The 17,763-nt window shown below is 51.7% G+C and carries 17 protein-coding genes and 1 pseudogene; 13 read left to right on the top strand and 5 right to left on the bottom strand.

Features of this window, described 5'->3' with window-relative positions; genetic code table 11:
• The 8 genes and pseudogenes from COW15_RS07665 to COW15_RS07630 form a co-directional block, all read left to right on the top strand.
• Window positions 1-188 (top strand): annotated as a pseudogene (locus tag COW15_RS07665) (hypothetical protein); the annotation flags it as partial.
• Between the two features lie 207 nt (window positions 189-395).
• Window positions 396-1,934, top strand: a complete 1,539-nt coding sequence (istA, locus tag COW15_RS07660) for an IS21 family transposase (RefSeq protein ID WP_293631461.1) — start codon at window positions 396-398, stop codon at window positions 1,932-1,934.
• Window position 1,935: 1 nt separating this feature from the next.
• Complete coding sequence (gene istB / locus COW15_RS07655) at window positions 1,936-2,688, top strand: IS21-like element helper ATPase IstB (protein WP_293631459.1); 753 nt, start codon at window positions 1,936-1,938, stop codon at window positions 2,686-2,688.
• Window positions 2,688-3,167 (top strand): hypothetical protein, encoded by a 480-nt coding sequence (locus COW15_RS07650; RefSeq protein ID WP_293631457.1) that lies wholly within the window; start codon window positions 2,688-2,690, stop codon window positions 3,165-3,167. The genes istB and COW15_RS07650 overlap by 1 nt, the downstream gene beginning before the upstream one ends.
• Window positions 3,154-4,107, top strand: coding sequence for a tyrosine-type recombinase/integrase (locus COW15_RS07645; RefSeq protein ID WP_293631455.1), 954 nt, complete (start codon window positions 3,154-3,156; stop codon window positions 4,105-4,107). The genes COW15_RS07650 and COW15_RS07645 overlap by 14 nt, the downstream gene beginning before the upstream one ends.
• A 184-nt stretch (window positions 4,108-4,291) precedes the next feature.
• Window positions 4,292-4,849, top strand: a complete 558-nt coding sequence (locus tag COW15_RS07640; RefSeq protein ID WP_293631453.1) for a heat-shock protein — start codon at window positions 4,292-4,294, stop codon at window positions 4,847-4,849.
• Window positions 4,850-4,947: 98 nt separating this feature from the next.
• Complete coding sequence (locus tag COW15_RS07635) at window positions 4,948-5,877, top strand: RHS repeat-associated core domain-containing protein (protein ID WP_293631451.1); 930 nt, start codon at window positions 4,948-4,950, stop codon at window positions 5,875-5,877.
• Window positions 5,877-6,179: a hypothetical protein gene (locus COW15_RS07630; protein ID WP_293631449.1), complete on the top strand. Its 303-nt coding sequence runs from the start codon at window positions 5,877-5,879 to the stop codon at window positions 6,177-6,179. The genes COW15_RS07635 and COW15_RS07630 overlap by 1 nt, the downstream gene beginning before the upstream one ends.
• Window positions 6,180-6,225: 46 nt before the next feature.
• Here COW15_RS07630 and mobF read toward each other — a convergent pair whose 3' ends face one another.
• From mobF to COW15_RS07610, 4 genes are all read right to left on the bottom strand, one after another.
• Window positions 6,226-8,802, bottom strand: coding sequence for a MobF family relaxase (gene mobF / locus COW15_RS07625; protein WP_293631447.1), 2,577 nt, complete (start codon window positions 8,800-8,802; stop codon window positions 6,226-6,228).
• Window positions 8,799-10,568: a type IV secretion system DNA-binding domain-containing protein gene (locus tag COW15_RS07620; protein WP_293631446.1), complete on the bottom strand. Its 1,770-nt coding sequence runs from the start codon at window positions 10,566-10,568 to the stop codon at window positions 8,799-8,801. Before COW15_RS07620 ends, mobF begins: the two co-directional genes overlap by 4 nt.
• Window positions 10,568-10,849 (bottom strand): hypothetical protein, encoded by a 282-nt coding sequence (locus COW15_RS07615; RefSeq protein WP_293631445.1) that lies wholly within the window; start codon window positions 10,847-10,849, stop codon window positions 10,568-10,570. Before COW15_RS07615 ends, COW15_RS07620 begins: the two co-directional genes overlap by 1 nt.
• 76 nt (window positions 10,850-10,925) lie before the next feature.
• Entirely contained in the window at window positions 10,926-11,867 is a 942-nt protein-coding gene (locus COW15_RS07610) for a hypothetical protein (RefSeq protein ID WP_293631443.1), read from the bottom strand.
• A gap of 297 nt (window positions 11,868-12,164) precedes the next feature.
• Here COW15_RS07610 and COW15_RS07605 point away from each other — a divergent pair, with 297 nt between their 5' ends.
• Together COW15_RS07605 and COW15_RS07600 are read left to right on the top strand one after the other, a co-directional pair.
• The gene (locus COW15_RS07605) at window positions 12,165-12,530 is read left to right on the top strand and encodes a type II toxin-antitoxin system RelE/ParE family toxin (protein ID WP_293631441.1); all 366 of its coding nucleotides are present in this window, start codon (window positions 12,165-12,167) and stop codon (window positions 12,528-12,530) included.
• A gap of 1 nt (window position 12,531) precedes the next feature.
• The gene (locus tag COW15_RS07600) at window positions 12,532-12,837 is read left to right on the top strand and encodes a DNA-binding transcriptional regulator (protein WP_293631439.1); all 306 of its coding nucleotides are present in this window, start codon (window positions 12,532-12,534) and stop codon (window positions 12,835-12,837) included.
• A gap of 186 nt (window positions 12,838-13,023) precedes the next feature.
• Here the strand turns inward: COW15_RS07600 and COW15_RS07595 are convergent, their stop codons facing one another.
• Entirely contained in the window at window positions 13,024-13,392 is a 369-nt protein-coding gene (locus COW15_RS07595; RefSeq protein ID WP_088213130.1) for a helix-turn-helix transcriptional regulator, read from the bottom strand.
• A gap of 118 nt (window positions 13,393-13,510) precedes the next feature.
• On the opposite strand from COW15_RS07595, the gene COW15_RS07590 reads away from it, so the two are divergent.
• Genes COW15_RS07590 through COW15_RS07580 form a run of 3 tightly spaced genes read left to right on the top strand, consistent with a single transcriptional unit; the run spans window position 13,511 to window position 17,563 of the window.
• Entirely contained in the window at window positions 13,511-16,399 is a 2,889-nt protein-coding gene (locus tag COW15_RS07590) for a CHC2 zinc finger domain-containing protein (protein ID WP_293631434.1), read from the top strand.
• Window positions 16,396-17,322: a site-specific tyrosine recombinase XerC gene (gene xerC, locus COW15_RS07585; RefSeq protein ID WP_293631433.1), complete on the top strand. Its 927-nt coding sequence runs from the start codon at window positions 16,396-16,398 to the stop codon at window positions 17,320-17,322. Before COW15_RS07590 ends, xerC begins: the two co-directional genes overlap by 4 nt.
• Window positions 17,323-17,332: 10 nt before the next feature.
• Window positions 17,333-17,563 (top strand): hypothetical protein, encoded by a 231-nt coding sequence (locus COW15_RS07580; protein WP_293631432.1) that lies wholly within the window; start codon window positions 17,333-17,335, stop codon window positions 17,561-17,563.
• The last annotated feature ends 200 nt before the right edge of the window (window positions 17,564-17,763 follow it).

Here is a 17,763-nt window from a genome sequence, read left to right as displayed (position 1 = left end):
ACGCGATGGGCTACAGGAGTATCCATTCATTGCGAAAACACATGTCGCAACCGACATTTCCTGTTGAGCTTTTTACGATATCGGGAAGAAGAGGACGGTTTGCTCTGGTAAAAGACATTGCGCTTTGGTTAGCCAAACAACGTATTGAACATCAATGCCAGATAGAGGAGAAGCCTATCGAAATATAACTGACTGTTTTTTCTTTTTTACCAAGGCACAGAAAGGGAAAAAGCCAGCATTTTGCAGATGCTGACTTTTTCTGAAATTGTCGAATTTCAGACCTCGACAACTTCATTAAAGCTTTCCCATGCCAGACTGTCAAGTTTCGGCCTCGGACCGGAGCGCGGGCATGCATGTGCCTTGATTTCATCAACCGTGAAATTAAGGAGCTCATCATGAGCATACAGACATTACGACAGCTGCTGCGTTTGTTGCTGACTACTAACTATTCAAATCGACGCATTGCCCAGCTTGTGGGCATATCTCCTAATACGGTGCGGGCTTATCGTAGTAAGCGACGGGAAACCTCTGTGACCCTTGCGGAGCTGGAGCAAGATTCCGATGACCAGCTGCTGAATCGATTGAACCCCATCGCGCCAACGGACAGTATTAAGCGTCAACCTGACTGGGCTTATGTGCATCATTTGATGCAGGAGAAGCATCAAACGCTGATTCAGCTCTGGGAGGAATATCGCAGCATTCGTCCCGCCGATGCCCTGTGCTATTCGCAGTTTACTTACTGGTATCGACACTACGTCAAATCCATCGACGTTTCCATGCGTCAGTACTATGCCCTCGGTGAAGTGTGCTTCGTGGATTTTGCCGGTAAGCGCATACCCTGGACAGAGCCGCAAACCGGGGAAACACACTATGCGGAAATGTTTGTGGGAGTGATGGGGTACTCGCAGTTGGTATTTGCCCAGGCATTGCGTTCCCAGAAACTGGAAGACTGGTTGGAAGCCCATCAGGGGATGTTCGCCTATTTTGGTGGGGTTCCCCATGTGGTGGTGCCGGACAATCTCAAGTCCGCAGTTACTCGGCCCGGTAAGTTCCCGGAAGTAAACCACAGCTACCAGGAACTGGCCGAGCATTATGGCATTGTGATTGATCCTGCGCGGGTGAGGCGACCACAGGATAAATCTCTGGCCGAAATCGGAGTATTGCTGGTGACCCGATGGATTACCGTGGTGCTTCGTCGCCGTCGCTTCTTCAGTGTTGCCGAGATTAATCAGGCAATTGTCGAGTTGCTGGAGCAGTTGAATCGACGCCCGTTCAAACGCTATAAAGGCAATCGCCGTGAACGGTTTGAACATACTGAACGTGTTGCATTGTCAGCCTTGCCCTGTAAAGCCTTTGATATCGGCCGATGGCTGCATTTGCAAAAGGTGGATCGGGGTCATCATGTTTGCGTGTATGGTCACGCCTACTCTGTACCCTGTGAGCTGAAAGGCCAATTGGTGGACGTTAAAGTGTGCCAAAGCAAGGTCGAAATCTACTTCCATCACAAGTTGGTTGCCCTGCATGTACGCAGCCATATCCAGGGTGGCGCGACTACGGAGAACAGCCATCGACCCAAGAGCCATCAAGCGTATGCGGCACAGTCAAAAGCCCTTTTTACCCAGTGGGCCACTGCCATTGGCGAGCACGCCCTGGCCTTGGTATCGGCGCAATTTGTTGGTGTACCGGAGCATTCTTTGCGAGGTTGTAAAGCCTGTTCACAACTGCAAAAGCTCACAAGGCAATATGGCCAGTCGCGTTTCGAACGGGCTTGTCAGTGTGCCTGTGAAATTCAGTCGCTGACCGTCAGCAGTGTGCGCTCCATCTTGCAGTGCCGCTTGGATGAGCCTTCAGCTGAGGCCGTACCCGTTCAAGGCCAACTGCCACTGCATCATAATGTTCGTGGTGCTCGGTATTACCTGGATGGAGGGCAGTAAGATGAGCAGTGAACACAGTGTCTTTGAAAACTTCCGGCAGTTGCGTCTGGTCGGCATGAGTGAAGCCTTGCAAAAAGTCCTGGTGACACCGGATATGGCGGCTCTTCCCATCCTCGATATTCTGGCGTTTTTGACCTGTGAGGAAATCCAATACAAGTCGCAGAAAAAGCGGGAGCGACTGTTTAAAGCCGCCAAGCTGAAACAGGGGCAGGCTTGCGTGGAGAATATCGACTATCTGGCAAAGCGGGGAATTGATAAAGGCTATCTGGCTTCATTGATTAACTGCGACTGGATCGCTCGAAATCAGTTTTTGCTGATTACCGGGCCGACCGGGGCCGGGAAGAGCTGGATTGCCTGTGCCCTTGCCAACCAAGCAATAAAGCTCAATTTTTCAGTGCTGTACAAGCGTTTTAACTTACTGATGGAGGAATTGGACATTGCCCATAGGGATGGTTCCTTGCCGAAACTGCGCAGTGGGTTAGCCAAATACAAGTTACTCATTCTTGATGATTGGGCCATGGCCCCGTTGAACAACCTCAACCGCCAGGACTTACTGGAGTTGATAGAAGAGCGTGTCGAATCCGGGGCGCTCATCATCACCACCCAATTGTCGGTCAGCGAATGGCATGAATACATAGGTGAGCCCACTCTTGCCGATGCCATCATGGATCGCATCATTCATCGCGCCCATCGGCTGGAGTTACACGGTGAATCCATGCGTAAAGTGTATCGGGCGATTAAGGAGGAAAAATGATGGACACAAACCTTCATATTGACGCCTTTGAGCAGATGTTGGCCTCCCCTGATGTGGATGACATCTACCTCAAACAGCTCTTCGATATTTACCATCAGCGTTTGCTGGCGAATCCCGGCGTCTGCCAAAAGTTGGCGCGGCGAGGGATAAGCATGGACAGCATAGAAGCGCATTGGATTGGCTATTGCGACCGCACCCTGAATCGCTATGTGCCCACATCGGAACATGCCGATGGTGCCGGATGTCGAGGTGCTTTGAGGCGCTTGGGATTAACCAAGGTTAATGGCCATGAGATTTTCCGGGGTTGCATTGTGGAGCCACTGCTGGAGGGCGACAACATAGTTGCCGCCTGTGGGATAAAACTCATTTGCCCGAGCAGGCCGGCACCGCGGATCATTCAATGGTACAGGCACGGTGTTTATACCCGTGCCATCAAGTTTCATATCATGATATGGGGGAGACGCTATGTGGCTCACTAAACCTAACTCTCTGGCCTTGTCGAACTGCATACAGTATTACCTGGATGTCTGCCGTGCCAAAGGCCAGAGCGAAAACACAGTGGTCAGCAAGGAGGCCTCGTTGTCGCTCTTTTTGCTGTGGGCCAAGGGGCACTGCATAGTCGATGCAACTCAGATTGATGTGGAAGTACTGGACAACTACCAGCAGCACCTTAACCAGTATCGCAAAGCACGTCATGGAGGACCCTTATGCCGGGCCACCATACGTTACCGACTAACAACGGTGAAAGTGTTCATTAGAACGCTATTCATCAAGGAAGTGCTGCCAGTGAACAGTACCGAGCGCTTTGAACTGCCGAAGAATGGCAGGCGGCTACCCAAACCGGTTCTGAGTGAAGAGGAGGTAAAGAAGGTGCTAAAGCAGGCCGAGCATTATGGTCTCAAAGGGATAAGGGACAGGTCCATCATGACGACTTACTATGCTTCAGGGATCCGGCGATTTGAGCTTGGCGTCTTAACGCTGGACGATGTGGACTTTGAGCTATGCAAGCTCAGAGTCAATCAGGGAAAAGGCTTCAAAGACAGGTATGTGCCCATAGCCAAAGACACCTGCAGTTGGATTTATCGCTACCTGAAAGAGGTCAGGCCCATGCTGGCAAATGCGCATTCCGGCAAAGCCTTATTCCTGGCAAACAACGGTAAGCCATTTCGGGCGACACAGTTGTCTGAACTGGTGGCCAAGTACATCAAATTGGCGGATGTGCGAAAGTCGGGAGCCTGCAACCAGTACCGTCACGCAGCGGCAACGCATATGATGGATCACGGTGCCGACATTCGCCATGTCCAGGAGTTCCTGGGGCATGCGGACTTGTCCACGACACAGATCTATGTGCATGTGAGCATGGCCAAATTGAAGGAGGTGTATAACCGGACGCATCCGGCTGCCCAGGTTCAGGATTGACAGTCCCGTCAAAAAGAGCGAGACTATAGCCATGGTGCAGCAGACATGCGCAAGCATGACACCACGTAACCCAAGAGGGTCGAGGCAGTAGCCGGTAATGACGTTCTGAATCCAAGTCTGACTTGGCGAAGGCTCCCTCGTTGGAGCCTTTGTTATTTCTAGCCTCAAGAAAATATCAGAATAAATGAGTTCGAAACGTCTTTTTAATCTTGCAGATAGCGAGTACCAGTTCTGGAAGCCGTTTGATTATCACGGCACCGAAATTCATTTTGAGCACTTGGTCGCCAGAAAACACACCTATGTTCATCCTGACAGAAATGAGCAATACACCCTCTATATCACGCTGTCACACCACGTTTTTACCGTAGACCCCGATAAATCTAAAGATCCCTACGGGCCTCAGATTTACCCATATAAGCCAGAAGATCCCAGAGCATTTTGCCCGACCAGATATGCATTATCCTTTCAGCTAGCCCACATACTTGAGACCTTACCCGAGCAATTCTGTTATCACGGTGGCTACAGTCGCTATTGCACCTGCAAATTGGAAGACGATGATGGCAATGAGATATTCTATCAGGTAGTGTTTAGAGTTTGGAAGGAACAAGGAAAAATGCGTTTTCATGTAGAAAGCGCCTATCCATTACCCGACAGACCTTCAAAGGTAAAGAAGGTGAATTTCTGGGTGATTTGCCATAATCTGTTGAACAACAAGAAATTACCCAAGCCATCATCCAAGTGAACACAACACCGCTTCCATATGGTAAGGTGCAGCTGTAAGCTACTGTATTCCATGCGCTCTTTAACATTCAACTCAACTATCTATTCCGATTAATTCATATGAACGGCCGGATTTACGACTATAACCTAGGTCGGTTTATGAGTGTAGATCCGTTTATACAAAGCCCGACCTCGACTCAATCGGTGAACCCGTACTCGTACATTATGAATAACCCTATGTCTGGTATAGATCCAACGGGTTACTGTTCGACGGACGATTCGCTGAAAGGTTGTGCCGATGGCTTGGAAGCGGGTAAAACTCAAGCCATCACCAATGCAGACGGCAAAACTGTTGGCCATATCGGCAAGGATAGCCAAGGTAATGTGCATATCAGTAACGGTTCCAGCAAAGGTCAGGCTGCTGTTGCCAGCTCAATAGCCAATGTCGGGGAACCCACAGATATCGGATCTCAACAGCAGATTGCTTCACAAGGGGCGCAAACTCAGACGGCCTCTAATCAAAATGGAAGAACAGAAAAGCAGACAGATGGCTCTGTCTTAACACCAAATAGGAAACAGGGAATAACATCAGTAGATGAGGATGGCGTGCCTTCTTTTGATGAATCTCATGAAGACTTCCATGATTATTACCTTGATAATTCATGCAGTAAGTCGACCGCAGGTTGCAATATTGAAAATGTAAGGCAAGGGTTGCAAAGATATCCTGCTCCGGGGGCTAGTGGTGAGCCTGTTTCCGATGAACAGATGGGCTTTGCGCTTCCTGTTGGATATGTAAGGCATGAAGTCTCTGCGGACGGTGGAACGGTTATGAATGTTACTCTTCCCCCAAATGAAAAAGGAATACCACGCCATCTATTGAATCCGGGAATAGTCCGGCGCTGGGTTACTCAGGATAAAAACAACGTTTATATACATACCTATGGTGAAGGGACTGGACCGCTTGGCCGTCCAAATGAAATTTTAAAGCACCAGGTTTGGGATAGAGTTGACGCGCAAGCATTTGGATGGGCCACTGAGGGAAATAGGTGATGGAAATTAATCAAAGTAATCGAAAATTAATCGGTGCATTAGAGCTATTCACAGTTTTGGTATTCTCACTGAGCTTTGTTTATCTTCTTGATGATGTGATCCAAGTTCTATCTCTGGATGGAGTCTTAGAAGATATCGTGTTTTATGTTTTTGTTTTTGGCCCTTTGGCTGTATTTCCGCTGTCTTTATTTGGCTGGAAAAAACTTAAGCTAAAACGATTTGGTCTGTATACGGTTTTAGCTTCTTTTCAAATAGTTATTTTGATTGCTTTTACGTATATATTGATGAATAGCCAAGTGTAAAGTATTAGACAACAAAGCCCGCATTGCGGGCTTTGTTGTCTCAGACCTAGGCTGCCAGCGTATTATCGTTTGTCTTTTTGGTCAGCTGTTCGGTTGCTTGCTCAGCCTCTTGTTCGGTCTTCTGCTCCGCAAGGTATTCACTGGCCATGGCCTTGTGTTTGTTGATGCTCATGCAGCGGGCCAAGGTTTTCAGCCGTGAGGCCATGTCCGGTGTTTGCCCCTTGTCGGCCTGACCGCTTTGGGCATCCAGCTCTTGGCCGTTGATGAACCAGTGACACTTATCTTTGTGGCGACTGCCCGCCACATAACTGGTAGCTCTGTCCATGGCTGTGGTGTACAACACGAAGGTGTCGCCGTCGACGGTGGATCCTTGGGCGCTGTAGACGGTTGAGGCATAGGCCTGCACCAGATGCAGCCGTCCTTGCTCGTCCGAGTAATCCGACTGATAAAAGCTGACGGTACGGCCGTTATCGAGTTTCACTACAAAGCGAATATCCTCCCCCAGTTGCAGCACTTGGGTAACGGTGCCTTGCTGGCCGTTGGTGAAATCCCGCTGGTAATCGTTTTTGGTAAAGCGCACCCGCTCACCCTTGGAGAACGCAAAATACAGGCTCTGATTGGACACCACACACTCGGCCAGGATGTTTTCCGTGCCCAGTTTGCCTTGGTCTTGGTACACTTTGCGCACCAGGTCATTCAAGGGTTTTACGTCCTTCCAACGCTGCGCCATTATCATCGACTCTTTGTCCGGGTTGGCTTCAGTGTATGCTTGCCAGTGCTTGACCAGCTGCGCACGGGCGGTTTGGCTGTCTTGCTCGATATGCAGCAAGCCTCTGCCCTGAAAGCTATCCAGTGCCGCCTTGGCATTGCCGCCCCGAAGGTCATTGACGGCGGTTCGTGCCCACGCTTCTCGTTGTCTGCGGATGGTATTAATTCGCGCACACCCTTGGCGCTGGGACAGAAAGCGCAGACTGCCTCCATGGCTGATGGCGTCCATTTGCTGCTGCTCGCCCACCAGTACCAGCTTGGCTCCGGCTTTGTGCGCGGCCTGCATCAGTTGCAACAAATCTGGGGTGGCCAACTGCCCGGCCTCGTCGAGCAAAATCACCGTGTCTTTGAATTTGGCCTCACTGTTGCCTTTGCCCAATTCGTTGAGGAGACTGGCCAAAGTGGTGCTTTCAATGCCGGTATCTTTTTCCAGCTGCTGCGCGGCCTGTCGTGCAACCGTTGCCCCTTTGACGCTAAAACCTTGTGACTCATAGGCCAAACGCATGGCCTGCATCGAGGTGGACTTACCGGCTCCGGCACGGCCTTGGATGATATCGAGCCCCGATTGGCACACCGAAAACACCGCTTCGACTTGCTCATCCGACAGCGCAAAGCCTTGTTGTTGCCCTTGTTGGGCAATGGCCTGTTCAATGGCCTTATCCGCCAACTGGTAATGGCTGTTGGCGTGCATATTATCGGCATGCCTCAGCAGCGCTTGTTCGATGGCCAGCATGTCTTTGGTGGTGTAAATCCGGTTGTTGCAGGTATCAAGGCCCAAGCTGACCATGGCGTTATCGCTGAGCAGCTCCCGCACCGTATCTTCGATATCCAAGCGGCTCACATGATTAAACTGGGCTTCGACTCCAACCGCCGCATAGATATCCTGCAAGCGGAATACCGCTTGGGACTCGATCAGTTTATCCAGGATATGTTGCAAGGGCAGTGGCTCAGGAATGGGTAGTACATCCGGTTGTCGGATAGCCTCAATATTGGCAGCCTTAAACCCTTGCCTGTCCATATCTGCCTGCCATGAAGCAAACAGTTTGGGCCTGTCGACCGCTCGCTTGTAGTCGCGGGAATTCAGCGTAATGGTATCGCCGACTTTGGACGCCGCGTTGCTCACGCCCATGGCCTCCATCTGGGCACGGATGGCTTCCGCCCGCTTTGAGAAAAACTGGCAGATACTTTGGCAAATGCCCTTCACCTCAAAGTGCTTGTGACCTTCCACGGCTTCTACTTCAAAGCCTAATTCCCGCAGCCCATTGGCCAAGGCGGCGCGGTAAATGGCCCCAGAAGCCATCTGCCATAAGAAAAAATGCTTGGATTCCAGCGTGCCCCACGTGCCGTCGCTTCTTGGGGCCAGATTGGCAATCAGGCAATGGGTGTGCAACTGCGGATCTTGTGCTCTCGATGTCGAGTGCTCAAAGGTGGCGGCAATTAACCCGGCCACACGCTCCTGAAGATGGCCGCCTTTACCGCGTCGGGTATAGGCGGCGTGTTGCTCGATAAAGGCCAACGCCTCTTCGACCGCCTTTTGCTGCGCTTGCTGTATGGCTTTACGGGTTGTTTCATCGGCCCGTGCCCACAGCATGGAGACCGATTTGGGCGCGGAAAAGGTCAGGTCCCAACCGGCTCTGTGGTTGTCGCCGGCATTTTCACACAAGGGCGTACCATCCGGCCCAAAGCCATTAAAAATGCGCCGATACGAGGTGGTGTCTATCAGGCTGGGCAGTCCCAGCGTGCGGGCGCCGAGGCCGCGCCATTTACCCGGCGGCTCGCCACCACCGGTGTAATAGTCTTCCTTGGCCAACTCCGCATAATAGGCGATGGAGTTGATGGCGTTCATCGACATCATGCGGCGTCCCTCCGCTGTTTAATTTGCTCACGGCGGCTGGGCTTGTCGCTGGATTTGCCTGTTGGCTCTAGAGTGTCAACCGATGCAGGCTTTGCCGTCAGCCAATCCGCCGGGCAATGCTCGTCAGCGATAACCGGCAACCTGGCGTAGGGCCAGCGCAGGCGATACACGGCCTTATAGCCCGGGATCAACAGATAGCCCACCACACCTTGTTTGCTGGGTTGCGGCAGGTGCACCAGGTTGGAGGCACTGACCAAGGGCAGGGTTTCCCGGTGCCAGTTTTGAGTGGTGCCACTGCCTTGCCCGGCGCTCGATGTCGGCCGCTCCACCACACGCTCACCAAAGACTTTAGCGGTATAGCTTGCCGTTTCCCCGGCGGCCCCGACGCGCATCGAGGTAAACAACGTGAACATGTTCAAAAGCGTGTCCGCTTCTTGCTCGCCGTAGATATGTTTGAGCTGGGAAATGGACTGGGTGCCGCCACAGATGCGGCAGCCCTTGCTGCGGCCTAGGCTCATCCATTCGGCCAAGGCCGGGTTCTTCGGCAGGTTGCCCAGCTCGTCGATAAACAGCCACAGTTCACGGGTGCTGCTGTTGGCCTGCGCCAGAATATGGCTGGTCATCAGTGCAATTAACGTATTCGCCAACGGCGCACCAATGTCTTTATAGCGTTTGTCGGCCTGCACGATAATCACCGGCTTATCGGTGCTCTTGTTACAATCAGGATTGCTCACCCAGTCGCGCATACAAAAGCCGCCTTCATAGGCCTTGGGCCAAGCATCACTCAGGGTGTAGACCCAGCCCAAGCTGCCAATCAGTTGGGCAAAAAATGACATAGTCGTTTTGCTGCCCTCGACAATAAACCGCGAGGCTCGTGGGTAATGGGCTTGCAGTTGGCTTTGCAAAGCGGCTTCGTTCAGTGACAGGATTGCGGCCAGCTCACGCCAGCCCCAACGGGGTTGGGTATGGTTGAGAATTTCCATCATGCCGGTGAACAGCATCCGCGCCCCGTTTGACCACAGCGGGTCGCGGGAGTCACTAATGAGCCGCTCGGCAATCAACTGCGCTTGGGTGGCATTGTGGGCGTCACGCTGGATGTCCCACGCCATGCCCCGTTTATCCCATGGGGCCAGCAATACGGTGGATTTTTCCGTGTAAAACAAGGCGGTAAATTCGCGTTTTTCATCATAGATAAAGGCGCGTTCGCCCCGGTCGATGACTTGCCCAATCAGAGGCGCAATGAACACGGTTTTGCCCGTGCCCTGATTGCCCACGACAAATATATTGCCGGACTCACGGGTTTTGCTGATTTGCAGCTTGGGGTGCAGCCTTAAGCCTGGTTGGCCAGCTTCAAGTTTGGCCGCCTGCTTGGCATGAACCAGCGCAGTGCGGTCTTGGTGCAAGCGTGGGCCTGATATATGACGATAACCGTCTGTGCCACCGCTGACGTAATAGCGTCGCGCCACGAAAAAGGCCAGCAGGCTCGCCAGCAGCGCCGAGAGGATTACGTGGGCCAGCAAGGCCCAGTGCCAGTTGCGGTTGACCAGCGCCTGCCAGTAGCTAAGCCAAAGGCTTAAGGAGTGGTCAAAGACCACCCCAGATAATCCATTTAGCCAATGCCGGATATGCACGCTTAAATCCGGCCATGGCGTCAGCCATGGCCATGTTAAGACCAGCAGGCCCACAAAGGCGGCAAGCCAGACAGTGATGCCAATGAACAAGATGCTTGCCCAATCCTGACGGCGATAGGAAGTAGGATGATTCATCAGAATCTCACCCCCTTTTCATGCAGGGCAGACAGTGCCTGCTTGCGTTCCTCGGCCGCCAGGTCGAGGGTGGTGCACAGCATTTCAAACTGCACTTTGCGCTGCCGCTGTTCCATTTTGATGAGCAGTTGTTGCAATTGCTGCTGCTCCTGATAGTGTGTCCAGGAACTCCGAATAACATCGGCCACCGTGCAGCCTCTGCGCTCGGCTTCGGTTTGCAGGCGGGCATAGTCCTCGCCTGAGAATCGGGCCGTCACGGCCTTGTTTAACTGGTTATTCATGGGAAATCTCCGATTGCGTGAATAAAATCAAGGGGTTCAGGCCTTGTGCACCGTGGCAGCGGTGCACAAGGCGAAATCACTCAGGAAGTACCAAATACGGGAGTTTGCGGGCGATGACGCCGCGCCAGCGCGGCCACCACCGGTGAGTGGGGTTTGTGCTCAGAATCTCTTGTTCGCTAGGAACTGAGTTGAAGAACTCAAGGTTCGAAAATTCCGGGTGTTCCAGTGCCTGATCCAGTGCCAAAAGGTCTTTCCGAATCGTGTCGAATTTGAAACCTGTGATCTTCTGACAATCTTCCCCAATGACGTTAAACGCCTGACGGGCGATCTGTTCGCGGGTCAGTTTTGGGTTATCCACTTTGAGCGCAATGGCATAGCTATACAGCTCACCACGACGGACTTCGGCATGGGAGCGCCCCTCGGCATACAGGCGTTGTTGGGCGTAACGTTGCCAACGTTCCTGTGTTTCAGCGGGGGTCAGTACCTCGACCACGGTATTGATATGAGCAAGCCCCATCAGGGGCTTGGCAAGTTCGGATGTCAGCAAGCCGTTAGCTTCTGCCCAGATACAGAAATCCTTGGCCGGGATGAGATAGGTGCCGTCCTCGCGGATAGCATGCAGCTCGTTGCAGCGAATAGCATCGAGGGTGCGATCGAATCGGTCCTCGCGCTCTTCACGCCAACCGTTGTAATACTGGCCCGGCTCCAAGCTGTAGCAGAAGGGATCCATGCCGACGGCAAGGCACGCCGCTTCGTCCAGTGTCCACACACGCTTGTTGGCATACTCGTCCCAGATCCAATCACGAATATCCATCAGCGGAAACACGATGATATCGAGTACATCTGGTGGGATTTTACAATCCTTCTGCGCGTAGGCCACTTCTTGGCGACGCAGCAGTTTGCTGGGTTCGAATTTATGCCCCTCTTTGAGCAACAAACGGATGGCCTTGCGCACCTTGGTTTCGGTGGCTTTGTAAACCTCGGAATCGGTGTCCGAGTAGTGAATGTCAGTGGTCATTTTCTATTCCTCTTGCATTAATGAATGACACTGACAGAATGGGATTTTTGCGTTTGTGGCGTCCACCACAACGAACATTGGATGTGAAAAAATGCGGATTTTCAGACATTTTTAGTGTGACACATCGGCATCGTCCCTAACTGCCAGTCACAGCTTATGGTGTCACAATTTTTTTAAAAGTACGGTTTGGAATGAAAAAATAATTGGCCAAACGCTAAGTGGCATGCCCATCATGAAAATTACAGTGTACCATCTATGTCACTAAGTGTTATAGTTTGAGTGTTGAAAGGGAATGGAATGCGCATATATAAATCTAAGTGGTTCACGAAGTGGGCCGAGAAAGAAGGGCTGACAGATGACGCCCTTAAGGCTGCTGTCGATGAGATGGAAAAAGGCTTAATCGACGCCGATCTTGGTGGGCATGTTTATAAAAAGCGTGCTCCTATCGAGGGACAAGGAAAAAGCAGTGGCCTGAGAACCATTCTCGCGTTCAAGGTGGGTAACAAAGCCTTTTTTATGTACGGCTTCCCCAAAAATGCGCGGGATAACATAGACAGTAAAGAGTTAAAGGCGCTTAAGCTCATGGCAAAAGAGTTGTTGGGTTACAGCAATGCCCAACTGAAGAATGCTCTTCAATCGGGTAGCATGGTAGAGGTTAAATGATATGAAAAACAGTATCTTAGATGTCATGCATGACACTGCAAAAGATTTAAACGAGGCTGGCGTGATGGATATGCAAACCCTGCGCGAGTTCGATGCACTGTGCCTGCCCAAAGTAGAAGTCTATGATGCTCGCCGTATTCAGGCCATTCGTAAAAAGGCCCATGTGAGTCAGGCGGTGTTCGCCGCTTACCTTAACACTACGGTGTCAACGGTAAGGCAGTGGGAGCAAGGCGGTAAAAAGCCACAGGGAACTTCCCTTAAATTACTTAACTTGGTAGCCAACAAAGGGTTAGAGGTCTTGGCTTAATCATGTTGGCGCGAGAACGTGACAGCACTTGCTGGTGTCGCGTTGTCGTGTCTATCAGAAAAAGCAGCTGGGCAGGATAGTGGTTAGTTGATTAGATACAGCTCCCCCAACCCCAAGCAGTGTTGAGACATGAACGCCGTTTTGAAAAAAGACGGCGGCTATTTTTTTATTTAGCCGTGATAGCCGTTAGCCCACCCGATTAAACCGGTTGGCATCGTGTTTTAAGATCAACCCCTCCAACACGCTCTTGGCAACCTGCTTCTCTTCCGGGGTAAAACTCTGCAAGGCCTCAAATTGTAAACGCAGCTCGTCATTTGGCTCACGTTCACCATCATCAAAGATCAGCCAATCGGTAGTCACGTGAAACGCGGTGGCGATCTTCTTCAGCATTTCCAATGAAGGTTGGGCGGTGCCCGCTTCATAGCGCTTCACTTGGGTAATATGGATATCAATTGTATCGGCCATAGCTTGCTGGGTGAGGCCGTTATCCTTTCTTAGTTGTAAAAACCGGGTCGGAAAACTCATCGAAATAAACACCGTGATCTGCGTATCCATCGATTATCCCCTATGGTTCTAAAAAGGTTTGACAAAAATATCTTTATGGACACTATAATAATACCCGCAAAGAGCCTTGACAAGGTTCTGATGAGAGCCGTTTGGATGAGGTGGTTTAATGACCTATTACGACAACAGAATCGTGGAGCAGGTAAAGCGTTTTTCTTTAGTCGAGATCTTGCGTCGGGATGGTCTGACACTGAAAAAGCAAGGCAAAGACTATTTTGCCTGTTGCCCGTTTCACGATGATAAAACGCCGTCGCTGTCTGTCAGTCCGGATAAAAACCTCTGGCACTGCTTGGGAGCCTGTCAGGTAGGCGGCTCGCCGATTGATTATGTGATGCGCCGGGATGGGGTCAGTTTTAAAACTGCCGTTGGGACACTGCTTGAAGTGCATGGCCAAATGGCGGTTGAGTCTCAATCGGTGGCGGACAACAGCGTATTGGCAGAGCGTGTTGCGCGTCTTGATGACACTGCGCAGCATTGGCTTACGCAAGCAACCGACCTGTACCATCAGAACCTGCTAAATTCGAGTCAGGCCAAGGCCTATCTGGCCCTGCGAGGCTTGGATAACCCGGCCCTGATAGAGACGTTCCACTTGGGTTATTGCCAGAAAAATCTTGGCAGTATTTTACCGACACGTACCTCACAGGCAGGCAAAGATACCCGCGAATTACTTAAAAATGTGGGGTTGACTTTGCCCAGTGGTATTGAGCGTTTCAGTGGCTCGCTGGTTATTCCGGTGATACATCAAGGTAAGGTACAGGAGCTGTACGGGCGTAAAATCGCTGCCGAGGGCAAGCTCAGGCAGAGCACCGCTAAGCATTTATACCTGCCCGGCAAGCATCAGGGGGTATGGAATCAGGCAGGGCTAACGAGCAATACCGTCATTTTGTGTGAATCCCTGATAGATGCCATGAGTTTTTGGGTGCACGGGTTTACTAATGTCACCTGTAGCTACGGGGTAAACGGATTCAGCCCTTTTCATTTAGCCGTGTTTACGGGGCTGGGCATCAAACGGGTGTTGATCGCTTACGACAATGACGAAGCTGGCAACAAGGCCGCGTTGGCGCTAGCGGACACACTGCGAGCCGAGGCCATTGAACCGTGGCGGGTGCAATGGCCGCCAAGCCAGGATGCCAATGCCTTTATGGTGGCCAGCTCGCAACCGGCGAGGGATTTTGAAACTCTGCTGAATCAGGCTATCTCACTGAACCCAAAAGAAACTACTGGCAGTCATGCTGCCGCGAATGACAGCGCCCCCTCGGCCGCGCTGACCATGGAGCAGCAAGGGGACGACTGGCATATCCGTCTGGCTAACCGTCATTATCGTGTCCGAGGTTTATCGAAAAAGGCCCAAGGGCAGCAACTGCGGATCAATTTAATGCTGCGAGTGGATGAAGCCATCTATGTGGACAGCGTGGACTTATACCATGCCAAACATCGACAGCGCTTTGTGGAGCTGGCTTGTGTTGAATGTGGCGTTGGTGAAGCCACGGTCAAACAAGATATGGGGCGCATCTTATTGGCTCTGGAAGAACGACAAAGCGAGCCGGAGCAGGACGAGCCGGAGCAGGACAGCCAGCAAGCGACCATGACCGAAGCCGAGCGCCACGAGGCATTGGCGTTTCTGCGTGGCACCAGTCTGCTTGATGAAATTGTGCAGGATTTCACCCGCTGCGGCGTGGTGGGCGAGCAAAGCAACACCTTGGTGGGCTATCTGGCGTGCGTGTCGCGCAAGCTGGATAAGCCCTTGGCCTTGGTCATTCAAAGCTCGTCTGCTGCAGGTAAATCTGCCCTGATGGACGCCATTTTACAGATGTGCCCGGATGAAGATGTGACCCAGTTTTCAGCCATGACAGGGCAAAGTCTGTTCTACATGCAAGGCACGAGCTTAAAACATCGGATTTTGGCCATCAGTGAAGAGGAAGGCGCAAGCCAAGCGGCCTATGCGCTTAAGCTTTTACAAAGTCAGGGTGTGCTGACCATGGCCAGTACCGGCAAAGATCCCATCAGCGGGCAACTGGTGACGCAAACCTATGAGGTGGAAGGCCCTACCATGCTGTTTCTGACCACCACGGCCATTGATGTGGACGAGGAGCTAATGAACCGCTGCTTGGTGCTAAGCGTGAATGAGTCACGGGAGCAAACCCAGCATATTCATGCCTTGCAGCGCCAACGCCGCACCTTACAAGGCTTGCTTGAGCGCACCGATAAAAAGCACATTATCAGCCGTCATCAACACGCCCAGCGTCTGCTTAGACCGCTTCATGTGGTGAATCCTTACGCTGAGCAGCTTACCTTCATGGATGACAAAACCCGTACCCGGCGCGACCATGAAAAGTACCTGACCCTGATCGATACCATTGCCTTGCTGCACCAGTATCAGCGCGAAGTGAAGCAGGTTAAACACCAAGGCGAGGTGATGGAATACGTGGAAGTGACCTTGGAGGATATTCGCCGGGCCAATCAACTGGCACATGATACCTTGGGGCGTTCGCTGGACGAACTGCCCGCACAAACCCGTAAACTGCTGAATCACTGTGTGGACTGGGTGGCCTGCCAAGCCAAGGTGGATAGCGTCAAGTGTGATGCGGTGCGCTTTACCCGTAAGCAACTGCGCGAGGCAACAGGTTGGAGTGATACCGCGTTAAAAGTCCATTTGGCGCGGCTGGCTGAAATGGAATACCTGCTGGTGCACTTAAATGGCCACCGTCAACGCTTCCATTATGAGCTGCTTTATCAAGGTGAAACTGGCAGTCATACCATGCTCAAACTCTTGGATATAGACAACAGTGAACTGACAAGTCCAGACCGGTCAGGGCCAAAAGACAACCAGTCAGGCTCTGGTCAGGCTGCGGTCAGCCATCAGTCAGGGGGCAGTCAAGGTGATAAAAACGGCCTCAATCTCAATGGCCACGGGATTTGGCCTGTTGCTGACGACAAGCTGCATGTGCAAGGCATATCTATGATAAAAACCACTCCAACCATCAAGGTGTTGCCATGAGCCTTACATTACCTGAACACGTAGCCAAATACCTGTCTGCGCTCTCGGTGCGAGGCTACAGCCCACGGACCTTGGCGGCCAAGCGTTGGCTGCTGAACTATTTTATTGCTTACTGTGCTGAGCGTGATGTCCATCATGCCCAGCATGTCGATAAGGTGTTGCTGCTGCGCTATCAACAGTATGTGCATCATGCTCGAAAGGAAGATGGCAAACCGTTGTCTATCGCCACTCAACGCCACCGCGTTGGAGAGATCCAACTCTGGTTTGCCTGGCTAGTTGAAGCCGGTCATTTGCCGTATACCCGCCTTAGTGAAGTGCTGTTGCCCAAGCTGCCGAAAACCTTACCCAAGGCGGTATTAAACGTGCCGGAAATCGACAAACTAATGGCCCAAGTGTGTTTGGATACGCCCACAGGCCTGCGTGACAGAGCCATGATGGAAGTGCTGTACTCCAGCGCCATTCGTCGCCGTGAATTGTTAAACCTGAGCTTAAGCGACATCGATACGCACCGGGGTTGGCTGTTGGTTAGGGAAGGTAAAGGCGGCAAGGATCGCGTGGTTCCCATTGGCCAACGTGCCCTTGATTGGGTTGCCCAATATCTGCATGACGCACGGCCCTTGCTGGTCAAATACGTAACTGAGCCCGCCTTATTTATCAGCATGAAAGGCCGGGTCATTCATCACACCACCTTCACCGCCAAACTCAAGGAATACACCCGCGCCGCTGGTATCAGTAAAGCAGGTGGCTGCCATGCATTCAGGCACAGCGCAGCCACCCTGATGTTGGAAAATGGGGCTGATATTCGGCACATCCAAGCCATGCTAGGACATGAGTGCTTATCAACTACGCAGATCTATACCCAAGTGGCCATAGGTCATTTAAAAGACGTCCACAAAAAGACCCACCCTGGCGAGAGTCAATAAGGAGAAAATGATGAACAGTGAACAGCAACGCATCATTGAAGTGGCCAACGAGTTGTTGGCATATAACTGTACCGGTGGCAGCACCAGTGAACAAATCGCCGCAGCCTTTATCCTCAACGACACGCAGTATCTGCCTGTAATGTATTCCAATATCACACAAGCATGGGAGCGATTAGGCAGCGAATGGCAACATCACGTTAAAACCATTCAACACAATTATAGCCACCTTATCCAGCGCTAATTCCCTCGACAGACAGCCAATCACGGGCTGTCTGATAGCTTATCTAAATCAGCCAATTAACTAAAAAAGCGTCTCTATGAAATTTTTTTCAACAAGGTATACTGAGCTTAGTTTGATGCTCTTTAACACCGCAGCTCTCTAGGCGAAAACGCCTCCAACGTTTGGACGCACGTCAGGTTCACTCATTCATATGAACGGCC

The organism is Shewanella sp. CG12_big_fil_rev_8_21_14_0_65_47_15, from assembly GCF_002783505.1.
Lineage (GTDB): Bacteria > Pseudomonadota > Gammaproteobacteria > Enterobacterales > Shewanellaceae > Shewanella.
Note: the sequence above shows the minus strand (reverse complement) of the source record. Positions and strands in the feature narration are given on the sequence as shown.

Excerpts from the sequence above, each read along its gene's own strand:
- COW15_RS07650 (WP_293631457.1), top strand. The coding sequence starts at position 2,688 with ATGGACACAAACCTTCATATTGACGCCTTTGAGCAGATGTTGGCCTCC.
- COW15_RS07600 (WP_293631439.1), top strand. The coding sequence starts at position 12,532 with ATGAAAAACAGTATCTTAGATGTCATGCATGACACTGCAAAAGATTTA.
- COW15_RS07645 (WP_293631455.1), top strand. The coding sequence starts at position 3,154 with ATGTGGCTCACTAAACCTAACTCTCTGGCCTTGTCGAACTGCATACAG.
- COW15_RS07595 (WP_088213130.1), bottom strand. The coding sequence starts at position 13,392 with ATGGATACGCAGATCACGGTGTTTATTTCGATGAGTTTTCCGACCCGG.
- COW15_RS07605 (WP_293631441.1), top strand. The coding sequence starts at position 12,165 with ATGCGCATATATAAATCTAAGTGGTTCACGAAGTGGGCCGAGAAAGAA.
- COW15_RS07635 (WP_293631451.1), top strand. The coding sequence starts at position 4,948 with ATGAACGGCCGGATTTACGACTATAACCTAGGTCGGTTTATGAGTGTA.
- COW15_RS07615 (WP_293631445.1), bottom strand. The coding sequence starts at position 10,849 with ATGAATAACCAGTTAAACAAGGCCGTGACGGCCCGATTCTCAGGCGAG.
- COW15_RS07640 (WP_293631453.1), top strand. The coding sequence starts at position 4,292 with ATGAGTTCGAAACGTCTTTTTAATCTTGCAGATAGCGAGTACCAGTTC.
- COW15_RS07590 (WP_293631434.1), top strand. The coding sequence starts at position 13,511 with ATGACCTATTACGACAACAGAATCGTGGAGCAGGTAAAGCGTTTTTCT.
- COW15_RS07630 (WP_293631449.1), top strand. The coding sequence starts at position 5,877 with ATGGAAATTAATCAAAGTAATCGAAAATTAATCGGTGCATTAGAGCTA.
- COW15_RS07580 (WP_293631432.1), top strand. The coding sequence starts at position 17,333 with ATGAACAGTGAACAGCAACGCATCATTGAAGTGGCCAACGAGTTGTTG.
- istA (WP_293631461.1), top strand. The coding sequence starts at position 396 with ATGAGCATACAGACATTACGACAGCTGCTGCGTTTGTTGCTGACTACT.
- COW15_RS07610 (WP_293631443.1), bottom strand. The coding sequence starts at position 11,867 with ATGACCACTGACATTCACTACTCGGACACCGATTCCGAGGTTTACAAA.
- xerC (WP_293631433.1), top strand. The coding sequence starts at position 16,396 with ATGAGCCTTACATTACCTGAACACGTAGCCAAATACCTGTCTGCGCTC.
- COW15_RS07620 (WP_293631446.1), bottom strand. The coding sequence starts at position 10,568 with ATGAATCATCCTACTTCCTATCGCCGTCAGGATTGGGCAAGCATCTTG.
- mobF (WP_293631447.1), bottom strand. The coding sequence starts at position 8,802 with ATGATGTCGATGAACGCCATCAACTCCATCGCCTATTATGCGGAGTTG.
- istB (WP_293631459.1), top strand. The coding sequence starts at position 1,936 with ATGAGCAGTGAACACAGTGTCTTTGAAAACTTCCGGCAGTTGCGTCTG.